Raw genomic sequence first — 13,547 nt, forward strand, 5'->3', positions numbered from 1 at the left:
ACTTCATTCTACACGAATCCGGCCGTGGGCCTTTTTATATTCAGTTCGAGGTGTTGCACTTCATTTTACAATCCGTCCAATAAAAAATGCCACTATGCGCTTAGAGGCGCATAGTGGCATTTTTGGGTGAATCAGCTTCCCATGCCATGACCCATTGTGCTGAACGTAGGGGTTTGATCGGCAGATACCGTAGTCACTGGAGAAGTGACAATCAAGAAAGTAGCGGACAGGATTAAAACGATACTTGCGATTGATTTACGCATTACGATACATCTCCTTCATAAGCGCTTCATATTTTTGGTTCTGCGCTGTTGTTGAGAAATTCCTAAACTCTTCGAAGAAAGGAATACACTTCATAAAAATGTTCTTATTACGTATTTTAATAGAAACTTGAAGAGATTGTAAAGAGTAATCGATCGCTGTCACATAGTTTTCTTTTCGAATGTAGTATTCGGCCAGGTGATAGAAAATATTTGACATGGTATGGGTAATCGTAGCTTGATCGTAATAGCTCTCTTTGGCTTGGAACACTTGATCTGTGTCGATGAGATAAGTGGAGAATTTAAGAATGATAGAGTCGATGAAAAACCCGTATTGATTCGAGGATTTTATGATTGTCAATAAACCGGAAAGAACTTCTTGAGGATTTTTCTCCAGAAACTCGGAATATTCATCCAAGTATTCTGTGTTGCCCATTAAAATTTCGAGATTCAATCGATTGGCTTTGGCAAAAAGCTTGAACTTTTCGACTTCTTTTTCTGCTTGGTCGTCCAAGATTTCAAACCAGCTTAAATTCGCATATTTTTCGATGTACAATTTGGCTTGCTGGTATTCGCCTTGAGCTTCAAACATAATTCCTTTGGCCAAGTAGCCCTGCCCATAATATTTCACAAGAGGTCGTTCCGTAAGCAATGGTTCATACTTCTTGTACTTGATTCTCTTCATATTTTCGTTTTCGTATACGTTTGCAGAGAATGCGATCAATTCATCTGCATAATGCCCGGCAATCTTCCATCGTTCGAGGGAGTAATAGACTGTAGTTAACTGCAGCAGCCCATCCAAACGGTGATGATCGGGAAGCTTTCCGCAGAATGGTTCAAATCGCAGTGCCGCCCTAAGGTTCTGTTCATTGTCTGCACCGATCACGGCTCGGAAAATCCGATAATGGCTGACCGCCAAACGCTCCGAATGATGGTATTTCTCGTTCTCCACCACGCACTCATAAAAAATAAGCGACTCCTGGACTTTTCCCGTCGTGAAAAGCGTCTCCGCAATGTCGAAGATCATCGAGACGTGCTTGAGGTCTTCGAGCAGGCGAGACAGCACTTCGCGAATACAATCCTTGCGGCCGAGTTCGGCACAGCGGATCAGGAAAGGTTCGACGCGGCGGCGATTCGGCTTGCCGTCGTAGAAGCATTCTTCAATATACAGGTCGAACATCCAGCCTTCCGGTTTGCCGAATGCCCGGGTGATCGTTTCCATCTGGTTCAATGAGATCGGTTTCGGCGGGCTTCCGTTAAGAATGGCGCTGAAAATCCCGCGGTTAATGCCGGATAATTCGCCGAAACTGGAAAAATTCATCCCAAGTTCCGCAATCCCGTTTTCAATTTCCGAACGGAGAGTCATTGTCGTTTCCATCTCTGCACCTCGCTCACGCTGCTAAAGTCCATTTGACATTCAGCTTCTCATATAATTCTTTTAATACTAGTAATTTACAATATACAGGACGGAAGGAATTCAGGTCAATCGCTTTTCTCGCAGGAAAATACCGAATGGCATAGCGGCGGAAAAAACTCTGTCCTCCGGGCCTTCGGAAGACGGAAATGGGTTTGCCATACGCCGTGAAATGAAGCTTTGAGTTATATATCGGAAGGAAACAGGCGTACGTGATAGTAATTTTGGTCTATAACGAATATAAGTATTTTTGACGCAAAAGAAAAGAATAGGAATGAGGAAGCCGGATTGCGGGTCTTTCCGCGGCGCGCGGTTGCAATTTTGCGCCCGGGAAGCGAAAATAGGTGGAAAGCGGCACAGCCGCACGGAACAGCCTTCTATACGAATAAGGAAGGGGCAAATCGGCCGATGAAAAGACTTGAAGGAAAGCGCGTGGCGATCACCGGTCCGCGCAAATCCGAAGAATTGAGCAAAATCGTGCAGAACATGGGCGGAATCGCGCTGGTTCGTCCGGCGCAGGGAACGGTCTTTCTGGACGAACCGGAACTGGGCGGCGGGATCTCGGAATGGATTCGCCTCAAGCCCGAATGGTCGATCCTGACAACCGGCATGGGGCTTGAAGCCCTGATCAACACCGCGCAGGAAATGGAATTGTCGGAGGCTTTTATGGAAGCGATCGCCCGTTCGAATATTGCGGCGCGCGGGTACAAGACGGTAAACGCCCTGAAGAAACGCGGACTCGCCCCGCTTGTGCGGGACGACGACGGAAGCACCGAAGGTCTGATCCGCCAGTTGGAGGAACATGACTTTGCAGGCAAGAACGTTATCGTGCAGCTGCACGGCGATCCGGCGCCCCGTCTGGTTTCCTGGCTGGAAGAGCGCGGGGCTTCGGTCCGTACGATTCTGCCCTACAAGCATATCGCGCCGCCGGAAGAACAGTTGGAGCAGCTGCTGGGCGATATTCTGGAACGCCGTGTCGATGCCGTAACGTTTACCAGCGGGCCGCAGGTCAGGTTCCTGATTCGGCATGCGGCCGAAGGCGGTAAGGAAGAAGCACTGCGTGCTTCGTTCGAACACGAAGTGGTGGCGGTTGCGGTCGGCAAAGTCACGGCCCAATCGATTCACGAAGAAGGAATCGCACGCGTCGTGGCTCCAAAAGAAGAACGTATGGGCAGCATGATGGTGGAACTCGCGAAGTATTATGCGGCTTCCCGAAACGAAAACGAGCCCGGTACGGAAGACGGAGAACAAGAAGTCCCTTTGTAACCGGGCTCTCGCTTGTGAAGGCGGAACCGGGCAAGCGAACGTATCCTATTTGAAAACGGAGGAATCTTTGATGAGCGATCTGTTGAAAAAGGCGTTGTCTCTGGGAATCGGCCTGACGGTGGCAAGCAAGGAAAAGGTAGAAAAAGTGGTAGACGATCTGGTGAAAAAAGGCGAGATTGCTCCTTCCGAATCGAAAGCGGTCGTCAGCAAGCTGATCGAGCGGGGAGAAGAAGAACGTTCGGCGATCAAAAACATGGTACAAGAGCAGGTGCGCCGCGTATTGAAAGAAATCGACGTTCCGGCGGGAAGCGAAGTAGACAGTCTGGAGCAGCGGATCGCGGTACTGGAGCAGCGCGTGGTCCAGCTTGAGAGCGGTAAGCCTGCGGTAACGGCAGACCCGGCTGCGGAAATGAACAACTACCGGACGAATGCGCCGGGAGAAACGACGGCCGAGTAAATGGCTGTCCATATCCGGCATGCCGGCCGCTACCGGGAAATCGCGGTCGCATTGATCCGGCACGGCTTCGGCTATATGGTCGAAGAAATGGGCCTGACGCGCGTACTGCGCCTCCCGATCAGCTGGATTCGGCGCGAAGCGCCGGAAACGAAAACGTTGGGCGAACGCATCCGGCTGGTTATGGAAGCGTTGGGCCCTACGTTTATCAAGCTGGGACAGCTCGCAAGTACGCGTTCGGACCTGCTGCCGGCTTCCGTTGTGCAGGAATTGTCGAAGCTGCAGGACGAAGTGCCGCCGTTCGAAGCGGCGGAAGCACGGAGGATTGTGGAACTGGAACTCGGCGGTCCGATCGAAGATTTCATGAGCGAATTTTCGGAAGAGCCGATCGCGGCCGCTTCGATCGGACAGGTGCACAGCGCCCGCATGGTCGACAGCGGTCAGCGGGTGGCGGTCAAAGTGCAGCGTCCGGGCGTCAAACGTCAGGTGATGCGCGACCTCGAAATTCTGCACGATCTGGTCGGACTGGGCGAGAAACGCTGGGAGTGGGTGAACCGTTATCAGGTAACCCAGCTTGTCGAGGAATTTTCCCGATCGATGGAAGCGGAACTCGATTACACGTCGGAAGCCCGCAACATGGAGCGGATCTCCGCGCAGTTCGAACAGGACAAACATATTCATGTGCCTGCGGTATTCTGGGACTGCACTTCCGAACGCGTGCTGACGATGGCTTTTGTCGAAGGCGTCAAGCCGACGGACCGGGTATACCTGGAGCATCGCGGCTACGATGTCAAAGAAATTGCTTCGCGGATCGTCAACGCCGTGCTGAACCAGATTTTTATCGCCGGGTTTTTCCATGCGGACCCCCACCCCGGCAATATGCTGATCATGAAAGACGGTTCGATCACGTTTCTGGATTTCGGCATGGTCGGCCGGCTCAGTCCGGATATGCGGGAATATCTGTCTTCGCTGGTCATCGCGCTGATGCGGCAGGATACGCCGGCAATGGTCCGGGCGATCGAGCGGATGGGCATGATCCACGAAGATACCGATGTCAGCGCGTTGAAGCGCGATCTGGAACGCTTGAGAGAGCGTTATTACGATGTCGCTTTTTCCGATGTCAATCTGGGCCAGGTCATCAACGACTTTTTCTCGACCGCGCGCCAGCACGGGATCGGGATTCCGCCGGACCTGCTGATGCTGGGCAAAGCGCTGGTGACGACGGAAGGCATGGTGGAGCAGCTTGACCCTACGCTGAGCATTGTGACGTTGGCGGAGCCTTTCGGCCGCAAGCTGGCCAGAGAAAAATTCGGACCCGAACGGCTGCGCCGCAAAACGATCAACGGAGCGCTCGGATTGGCCGATTCGCTTGCGGGACTGCCGGATCGGCTGCGCCACCTGACCTCATTTATCAGCGGCGGACGCGTCAAAGTGGAGCTCGAAATGCCGGAACTGCGCAAAGCGTCGAGAGGGGTGGACCGGCTGGTCAACCGCCTCGCGTTCAGTATCGTGCTGCTGGCTTTCAGTATCGTGATGGCGGGACTTGTGGTCGGAGCTTCGCTGTCCCAGAAAGAAACGGTGATCTGGAACTATCCGATTATCGAAATGGGTCTGGGCGTCGCGGTGCTGATGGTTCTGCTGCTGCTGTTCTCGATTTTCAAATCAGGTCGATTCTAGCGAAAAAACATAGATATAACCTGCAAATTTGCTGAAAATGCGGGATTAAACGGGTCAGAAGGCGAAAATGTTCGAAAATCGCCTTCTGGCTTCATTTTTTGCCGTACTGCTTCTGTAGCCGTAGCTGTTCGAATTGGGTATAATGAGGGTCTTGACTACAACGGACCCGGGTTTTTCTGAAAGGGGAAAACTCACATTTTATACCGCGGGTTTGTTCCAAACGCGAACAGGACAAGTTTCGATGAACCCTGTTAAGCCGCGCGTTTGCTGCAAACGCGAATAGAATAGAGGTTGGTTATGGAGCTAAGACAGCAGTGGTTCGGAAATGTGCGCGGCGATATTCTCTCCGGGATCACGGTGGCGCTCGCACTTATTCCGGAAGCGATCGGATTCTCGATCGTGGCGGGTGTCGATCCGATCGTGGGTCTGCACGCGTCCATCGTGATCGCGATCGTGATCGCTTTCGTCGGCGGCCGCGCGGGCATGATCTCGGCGGCAACCGGCGCGATGGCCGTGCTGATGGGCGGATTGTACCGCGAATACGGGATGGAGTATTTGCTCGCTGCGGGCATATTGGCCGGTATTATCCAGGTTCTGCTCGGAGCTTTCGGTATCGGACGGTTTATCACGTTTATCCCGAAGCCCGTCATGACGGGTTTCGTCAATGCGCTGGCGATCATTATCTTTATGGCGCAGATTCCGCAGTTTGTCGGAGCGGGACCGGCGATGTATATCGTGGTCGCGGGAACGCTTGCCATCATTTATATCCTGCCCCGGTTTACCAAAGCCGTCCCGGCGCCTCTTGTCGCGATTATCGTCATGTCGCTGATTGCCGTATGGCTGAAGCTGGACGTCAAGACGGTCGGGGAAATGGGAGAACTTGGCAATACGCCGCCGCTTTTCCATATCCCGCAGATCGATTTGTCCTGGGAGATGTTCAGCGTCATCCTGCCGGTGTCGATTTCCCTGGCGCTGGTCGGCCTGCTGGAATCGCTGCTGACGGCAACGATCGTGGACGATATGACGGACAGCAAGAGCAGCAAGAACGTCGAAGCGCGCGGTCAGGGGATCGCCAATATCGTCAACGGATTTTTTGGCGGCATGGCGGGGTGTGCGATGATCGGACAGTCGGTTATCAATATCAAGTCGGGCGGCCGCGGGCGGTTGTCGACATTTACGGCCGGCGCATTCCTGCTGGTATTGTTGGTCCTGCTCGGCAATGTGGTCAGTCAGATTCCGCTTGCGGCGCTGGTCGGCGTCATGATCATGGTGTCGATCGGGACGTTCGACTGGAGCTCGCTCTACCGGGCGAACAAGATTCCGATTGCGGATACGATCGTGATGCTCATTGTGGTCGGGATCGTCGTGGTTACGGATAATCTGTCGATCGGCGTCGGCGTGGGCGTCGTGCTGTGCACGCTGCATTTCGGCTGGAAGATCGCGAAGCTGAAAGTGACGGCAGGCATGGAAGACGGGGTAAAAGTATACGAAGTGCGCGGTCAGATGTTCTTCGGAACGGCGTCGTATTTTGTAGATCATTTTACGCCTGCAGACGATCCGGACAAGGTGGTTATCGACTTTTCGCATTCGCAGGTATGGGATCACTCGGCCGCTTCGGCGGTATCCCGGGTCAAATTCGAGTATTACAAGTTGGGCAAGCAGGCAGAGATTCGCGGACTGAACGACGAGGGCCGCAAAGCAGTTGAAAAAACGGGACTTTCCGCGCCTTCGGGCCATTGATTTCGGAAAAGGGGTATCCGCTTGGACGGATGCCCTTTCTTTTGGAATTCGCGCAAGCGAATGCCAGCATCGCGGAAGAAGTCCCCATACGGAGGAATGAACAGAATGAAGACATTTAAAGATTTGGGGATCGCTCCCGAGGTGCTGGACCGTTTGCAGGCACAGGGTATTACCGTACCGACTCCGGTGCAGCAGGCTTCGCTTCCATTGGCACTGGCCGGCCGCGACCTGATGGTTCAGGCGCAGACGGGCACAGGCAAGACGCTGGCCTTTATCCTGCCGATCCTGGACAAGATTGCAGCCGGACGGGAATGGAACGACGGCGGACGCTCGGAAGGCATGGGCCTTCCGCCCGCTCTGGTCGTGGCGCCGACGCGCGAACTGGCTCTGCAAATCACCGTGGAAGCGCGCAAAATGGCCGGACCGGAAATGCGGATTCTGTCCGTTTACGGCGGCCAGGACGTCGAAGCGCAGCTGCACAAGCTCAAAAGCGGCTGCGATCTCGTCATCGGTACGCCGGGACGTCTGCTGGACCATATCCGCCGCGAGACGCTGAAGTTGGGTAAAGTCAAGACGCTGGTGCTGGACGAAGCGGATCAAATGCTGCATATGGGCTTTCTGAAAGAAGTCCAGGCGATCATCGAAGCGACGCCTCCGTCCCGCCAGACGATGCTGTTCTCGGCGACACTGCCGGATACGGTCCGTCATCTGGCCGGCGCGTATACCAAAGACGCCGAGCAGATCAGCATTACGCCAACTGAGAAGATTCCGGCGCGCAATATTCGCCAGATCGCGCTTGAATGTACGGACCGCAACAAATACGATGCGCTCAAGTTTCTGATTAACCGCGACAATCCTTATCTGGCGGTTGTATTCTGCCGTACCAAGCGCCGCGCTTCCAAGCTGAACGAAGAGCTTCAGATGGAAGGGTACAATTCCGCGGAACTGCACGGCGACTTGTCGCAAAACAAACGCGAGCAGGTCATGCGCGCGTTCCGTGACGCGCGTCTGCAGATCCTGATCGCGACGGATGTCGCGGCACGCGGTCTTGATGTCGAAGGCGTCTCGCACGTCTTCAACTTCGATATCCCGCAGGATACGGACAGCTATATTCACCGGATCGGCCGTACCGGCCGCGCCGGAGACAAAGGCTTGGCTTATACATTCGTTACGCAGCGCGAGCAGAGCACGCTTGATCTGATCGAAGACGCGACGAAGCAGCGTCCGGAACGCGTCGCCTTCCAGAATGGCGGCATCATCCGGGTTGCCGATGCGACGCGCCGTCCAAGCGAAGGACGGGAAGAACGTGCGGGCCGCGAAGGTTCCGTCAAGGGCGGCGCGCGGCGCGGCTCCGGCGGAGGGCGCAGCAATCAAGAAGGCGGCCGCGGACGCCGCGGCGAAGGCGGCGGAAGCCGCGAGCAGGGACGCGGCGAAGGTTCGCGCGGCGGCACGCGCCGCGTAGCCGGCGGCGAAGACCGTGCCGGACGCGACGGCGCAGGCGCCAATCGCCGGGGCGGCAGTTCGCGCGGCGACAGCGCGGGCCGGAGCGGAGCCGCGCGCAGCGAGAGCGGCCCGGCGGGAGCTGCACGCCCAGGGCGCAGCAGCGAGCCGAGCCGAAGCGGCGGGTACTCGCGCGGCGGCGATTCGGAGCGCAGCGGCGGACCGACACGCGGCGGCCAGGGACAAGGCCGCGGCGGCAAGAGCGGCTCCGGATCGGGACGCAGCAGCGGAGGCCGTCCGGAAGGCGGCGGACGGGGTTCCGATTCCGGCAGCCGCGGCAGTCGGCGCCGTTAAGCAAACGGCCGTGCAGGGATAAGGCATGGCAAAAGGGCCTCAGGGATTTTCCTGGGGCCCTTTTTTTAAATTTCCGTACATCTTGTTCATCAGTCCCCGGAACTGCTCTCGTTCTTCGGGCGAGAAATTGCCAAACGCGAGGCCGTCGATCTCTTCGACGGCTTGGCGGACGCGGCGGGAAATTTCATGCCCTTCCCGGGTAAGCCGAACCCGCCATACCCGCTGATCGGAAGGATCCGAGAAGCGTTCGATAAAGCCTCCCTGTTCCAGGCGGGTCAGCATGACGGTGAGGGTTGCCGGCTTGATATGCATCCGCTCGGCCAGCTCTTTCTGGTTCAATCCTTCCTGGCTGGACAGGATAAAAAAGACCGGCGCTTGGCCGGGATGGATATCGATCGATTGATGCGCTTCATGCATGCGGCTGTGATGCGCGCGAAGCGTCCGGATAAACAGATGCGTCAATTCGGTAGAATCTTCGGTGAAGTCGGGCGGCACTTGTTTTCTTCCTTTCGGGTGAAGAGTATGGGAGAGATCGTTCAATAGATCGCTCTCCAAACGTACGTTCAGATATAACAGACCGAAGAAGCCTTCGTCAATACATCCGCCTGTTTCTTTCTCTTGACGAGGTGAGGCTGCATTGTAAAAAGTATGCTTTTATGTGAATTTAGCAAAAATTGTTTTTTACTATCAGCACCTATGATTAAAAAGTAAGCACGAGAAAGAAGGTGACCGCATTGGCTTACCATTCATATCGCAACGAAGAGCCGTTGTACACCATGATCGAGCATCTGCGACATGAACTGCTAAAGATCACGGAACATAAAAGTTTTTGTGACCGGGACGTTGTCGAATTGAGCCAGCGGTTGGACGCTTATATTGTACTCGCGCAGCGGCAGAAGTCGCAGCCTCCGAATGTGCGGGCAAGAAAGCTTCAGTAAGCCGCCTGCGGGAAGTCGAACGGTGTCTGACGGCTTTCTACTTATAGGACTTTCTCGTCAGGGATGACGCTGAAGCCGTAGCATTAAACCTCGTAAAAAACCGTTTTGTCAAAACGTATGGATTCCGGCTCCACCGATCCGTCTTTTGACCAAAGCGGTTCTTTTCTGTACGCAAATATGAAAAAAGCGAACCGCCGATGAAAAATGCGCCGTTGTTTACATTTTTTATTTTTTTATTTTTTTGTTATCTTGATGTAAGCACTCTTTGCAGTTACAATGAATTTAAATTGAGCTTGCTTATAAAGCGGGCTCCGCCAAGGGTTCGGACCGTTTGCGCTCTTACATTAGAGAGCAAACAGAATGAAGAAAAAAGGCACCGCTTATTACGTAATGTATCTAGGATTTTATATATTTTCGAACAAAAAGTAGCAATTTATCCGAAATATGTTATACTGCGTATTAAATAAACCTTTTGCTAAACTCTAACTTCACATAGAGAGGAATTCAAAATGAAGGATACCGGAATGATTCGTAGCTTGGACAGTCTCGGAAGAATTGTAATTCCCAGCGAGATTCGGGGAACACGAAATATCGAGATCGGCGATTCGTTGGAATTTTTCGTAACGGACGACGGCATGCTCGTGATGCGCAAGTATAAGTCCACCGAGTGTGCGTTCTGCCGTACGCTTGACAGCGTGATTTACTACAAGGATCAATTCGTATGCGCTTCGTGTCTGCAGCAGCTGAAGCACGCTCCGGCAGTGCCGGTGCAGCAGTCGCCGGCTATCGAAGAATCTTCTTCCAAAAAGCGGATCCGCGTGTCGGATATGCTGCCGCGTCTGGAGCAGGCTTTGATCGACCATCCGGAAGCCAGCCAGAGCGAGATCGCCCAAATGTTGGGTATCAGCCAGAGCCGTGTCAGCCAGCTTAAGAAGCAGCTGAAGTACAAAGCCTGATTGCGCCGCACTCTCGTTTGAACGTATCCCGGAATGCCGCCGGAGTACGGGAAAGGTCCGAAAGCCAAGGGGGCTTTCGGGCCTTTTTTTGATACCTATCGACCAGAGCTGCGGCAAATTTAACTTGACATTTGATAATGATTATCAGTATCTTAGACAGTAATGAAGAAACCGTGAAGATCCGATGATCTTTATATCCGATAGTTAATTCCAACCGACACTGCCGATGTTATTCGTATAGAGGTTCGTGAATTTGCTTGCCGTCACGGCCCAAGATTTTCCGGAAGGGAATGGTTCAAGCTATGTTCCGTTTAAGCACAACGAATCTCGATATTGCCTATGAGGACCGTCTGATCGTCAAAGATCTTAATATTGAAATCCCGCAGGGCAAAATCACTGCGCTCGTCGGAGCCAACGGCTCGGGCAAATCGACCATTCTCAAAACGATGGCCCGTCTGATGCGTCCCAAGAGCGGAAGCGTACTGCTCGACGGCAAATCGATCCACAAGCAGTCGACCCGCGACGTGGCCAAACAGCTGGCCATCCTGCCGCAAACTCCGACCGCTCCGGAAGGATTGACCGTGACCGAACTGGTATCCTACGGTCGTTTCCCCCATCAGAAAGGGTTCGGTTCGCTGAAAGCCGAAGACAAAAAAATCGTGGAATGGGCGCTTGACGTGACCGGCATGCGCGAATTCCATGACCGCCCGATCGATCAGCTCTCCGGAGGCCAGCGCCAGCGGGCCTGGATCGCGATGGCACTGGCGCAGGAAACGGATATTCTGTTCCTGGACGAACCGACCACGTATCTCGATATGGCGCATCAGCTCGAGGTGCTTCAGCTGCTGCACGATCTGAACAAGACGGAAGGGCGTACCATTGTCATGGTCGTGCACGATCTGAACCATGCGTCGCGTTTCGCCCAGCATATGATCGCGATCAAGAACGGCGAAGCGCTGGCCGCAGGTACGCCGCTTGAAGTCATGTGTCCGCTTGTTATGCACGAAGTCTTCGGCATCGAAGCCGATATCGTAACCGATCCGCGTACCGGCGTACCGCTGTGTCTGCCTTATGCGCTTTATGCGCTCTCCGAAGAACGCAAGCGCGGCACCGGCGTAGGTCCCGCTGCGATTGCTCCGGGCGTAGACACGCTTCGTACCGCTTCGCAGTAACCGCGAACCGCGGCGAGCCTCTGACGCAGATCGAGTCTTCTTTTTCGCTGTATCCATCAACCGCGCTTTGGCAGGCTTTTGCCGGGCGCGGTTTTTGGGTTTTTGGAAAACAGTGACAAAAGGCACGATACCGCGTTCTTAAAGACTTGATTACCGCTTTCATTGTGTCGGAACGGTGAAATCGAGAAGAAACATGTATTTCGGGCTTGCAATGTGAAATATGTCACACTATAATAGGGATATCAGGTGAACGAATTCACAATCACTTGAACGAGAACAGACTTTCCGGCCAAGCTTATCCCGCTTCTTTTTTTAACTTGATATGTACCTATTTTCACAAATGAAAAGTTGTCTTTATTCGCTTCACTCACATAAAACTATCCTATTGGAGGAATTCACTCATGAAGATCGCAGTTATCGGTTGTACACACGCAGGAACCGCCGCTATCGTCCGCACCGCCAAGCTCTACCCGGATGCCGAAATCACGGTATACGAGCGCAACGACAATATCTCGTTCCTGTCGTGCGGAATCGCGCTGTATGTCGGCGGAGTCGTCAAAGACCCGAACGGCCTCTTCTATTCTTCCCCTGAACATCTGATGACGCTGGGCGTTCAAACCCGGATGCGGCACGAAGTGCTGAACGTGGACGCTTCGGGCAAAACGCTGACAGTTCGCAACCTGGAAACGGGCGAAGAGTTCGGCGATACGTTTGACAAGCTGATCGTGACTACCGGATCGTGGCCGATCGTACCGAAATTCGAAGGTATCGAGCTGGAGAACATCATTCTTTCGAAAAACTTCAACCATTCCAATACCATTATCGAAAAATCGAAAACGGCGAAAAAAGTCGTCGTCATCGGTGCCGGCTACATCGGGGTCGAGCTGGTCGAAGCTTTCGAAATGAACGGCAAAGAAGTGACGCTGATCGATGCCGAATCGCGTATCCTGAGCAAATACCTGGATGCCGAATTTACGGACCGTATCGAAGAATCGCTGACTCAACAAGGCATTCAACTGGCTCTGGATGAAAAAGTGGTGCGTTTTGAAGGCCAGGCCGGCAGCGTACAAAAAGTCGTCACGACCAAAGGCGAACACGAAGCGGATCTGGTCATTCTGTGCATCGGTTTCCGTCCGAACACGGAACTGCTCAAAGGTCAGGTCGATATGCTGCCGAACGGCGCTATCCTGGTCGACAACTATATGGAAACCAGCGTCAAAGACGTCTATGCGGCCGGAGACAGCTGCGCGATCCGTTACAACCCGACCGGCAAAGCCGCCTATATCCCGCTTGCAACCAACGCGGTACGTATGGGTACGCTCGTCGCGCTGAACCTGGTCGAGAAGAAGATTGCTTATATGGGCACCCAAGGTACGAGCGGCATCAAGATTTACGAAGACAATATCGCGGCTACCGGCATGACCGAAGCGGCTGCTGTGGAAGCGGGACTTGATGTGGCAACGGCGATGTTCGAAGACAACTATCGTCCGGAATTCATGCCCGAGTACGAGAAAGCGACATTCAAGATCGTATTCGAAAAAGACAGCCGCCGCATCGTCGGAGCGCAGCTGATGTCCAAAGTGGATCTGACCCAGTCGATCAATACGCTGTCGGTCTGCATCCAGAACAAGATGACCGTCGAAGAATTGGCCTTTGTCGACTTCTTCTTCCAACCGCATTACAACAAACCTTGGAACTACCTGAACTCCCTCGGTTTTGCCGCGATGGAAGCCCAGCCGACTGCCGAGATCGAAGAGAAAGCGGCCCGTTCCGTCAAAGAACAAACCAACGTCTAATCGTTAAGCTGTGTATAGGGAGGGTTGTTTGCGAATGCCGCTCTCCGGAATATATAAGAAAAGCCCGCCTACCCGGCGGG

At 53.8% G+C, this 13,547-nt stretch carries 11 protein-coding genes; 9 read left to right on the forward strand and 2 right to left on the reverse strand.

Features of this window, described 5'->3' with window-relative positions:
* Positions 1-255: 255 nt before the first annotated feature.
* Entirely contained in the window at positions 256-1,638 is a 1,383-nt protein-coding gene (locus HRQ60_RS13205) for a DNA-binding protein (RefSeq protein ID WP_172196302.1), read from the reverse strand.
* A gap of 444 nt (positions 1,639-2,082) precedes the next feature.
* On the opposite strand from HRQ60_RS13205, the gene HRQ60_RS13210 reads away from it, so the two are divergent.
* The 5 genes from HRQ60_RS13210 to HRQ60_RS13230 all read left to right on the forward strand — a co-directional run bounded on the left by HRQ60_RS13210 (position 2,083) and on the right by HRQ60_RS13230 (position 8,605).
* Entirely contained in the window at positions 2,083-2,940 is an 858-nt protein-coding gene (locus HRQ60_RS13210) for a uroporphyrinogen-III synthase (RefSeq protein WP_172196303.1), read from the forward strand.
* 70 nt (positions 2,941-3,010) lie between these two features.
* Positions 3,011-3,397 carry a phasin family protein gene (locus tag HRQ60_RS13215; protein ID WP_172196304.1) on the forward strand — a complete coding sequence of 129 codons (387 nt, stop codon included), beginning with the start codon at positions 3,011-3,013 and terminating at the stop codon, positions 3,395-3,397.
* The gene (locus tag HRQ60_RS13220) at positions 3,398-5,071 is read left to right on the forward strand and encodes an ABC1 kinase family protein (protein ID WP_172196305.1); all 1,674 of its coding nucleotides are present in this window, start codon (positions 3,398-3,400) and stop codon (positions 5,069-5,071) included.
* A 297-nt stretch (positions 5,072-5,368) separates the two neighbouring features.
* Entirely contained in the window at positions 5,369-6,811 is a 1,443-nt protein-coding gene (locus tag HRQ60_RS13225) for a SulP family inorganic anion transporter (protein ID WP_172196306.1), read from the forward strand.
* Positions 6,812-6,916: 105 nt separating this feature from the next.
* On the forward strand, positions 6,917-8,605 hold the full coding sequence (locus HRQ60_RS13230) for a DEAD/DEAH box helicase (protein ID WP_172196307.1): 1,689 nt from the start codon (positions 6,917-6,919) through the stop codon (positions 8,603-8,605).
* A gap of 39 nt (positions 8,606-8,644) precedes the next feature.
* On the opposite strand, the gene HRQ60_RS13235 is transcribed toward HRQ60_RS13230, so the two are convergent.
* Complete coding sequence (locus HRQ60_RS13235) at positions 8,645-9,145, reverse strand: MarR family winged helix-turn-helix transcriptional regulator (protein WP_172196308.1); 501 nt, start codon at positions 9,143-9,145, stop codon at positions 8,645-8,647.
* A 194-nt stretch (positions 9,146-9,339) separates the two neighbouring features.
* Between HRQ60_RS13235 and HRQ60_RS13240 the strand changes: the two genes are divergently transcribed.
* The 4 genes from HRQ60_RS13240 (at position 9,340) to HRQ60_RS13255 (ending at position 13,467) form a co-directional block, all read left to right on the forward strand.
* Positions 9,340-9,543 (forward strand): aspartyl-phosphate phosphatase Spo0E family protein, encoded by a 204-nt coding sequence (locus tag HRQ60_RS13240; RefSeq protein ID WP_246281315.1) that lies wholly within the window; start codon positions 9,340-9,342, stop codon positions 9,541-9,543.
* Positions 9,544-10,052: 509 nt separating this feature from the next.
* Positions 10,053-10,499 (forward strand): AbrB/MazE/SpoVT family DNA-binding domain-containing protein, encoded by a 447-nt coding sequence (locus HRQ60_RS13245; RefSeq protein ID WP_172196309.1) that lies wholly within the window; start codon positions 10,053-10,055, stop codon positions 10,497-10,499.
* 302 nt (positions 10,500-10,801) lie between these two features.
* The gene (locus HRQ60_RS13250) at positions 10,802-11,671 is read left to right on the forward strand and encodes an ABC transporter ATP-binding protein (RefSeq protein ID WP_246281316.1); all 870 of its coding nucleotides are present in this window, start codon (positions 10,802-10,804) and stop codon (positions 11,669-11,671) included.
* A 401-nt stretch (positions 11,672-12,072) separates the two neighbouring features.
* Positions 12,073-13,467 (forward strand): FAD-dependent oxidoreductase, encoded by a 1,395-nt coding sequence (locus tag HRQ60_RS13255; protein ID WP_172196310.1) that lies wholly within the window; start codon positions 12,073-12,075, stop codon positions 13,465-13,467.
* The last annotated feature ends 80 nt before the right edge of the window (positions 13,468-13,547 follow it).

Origin of the sequence: Saccharibacillus qingshengii (assembly GCF_013185195.1) — a bacterium.
GTDB lineage: Bacteria > Bacillota > Bacilli > Paenibacillales > Paenibacillaceae > Saccharibacillus > Saccharibacillus qingshengii.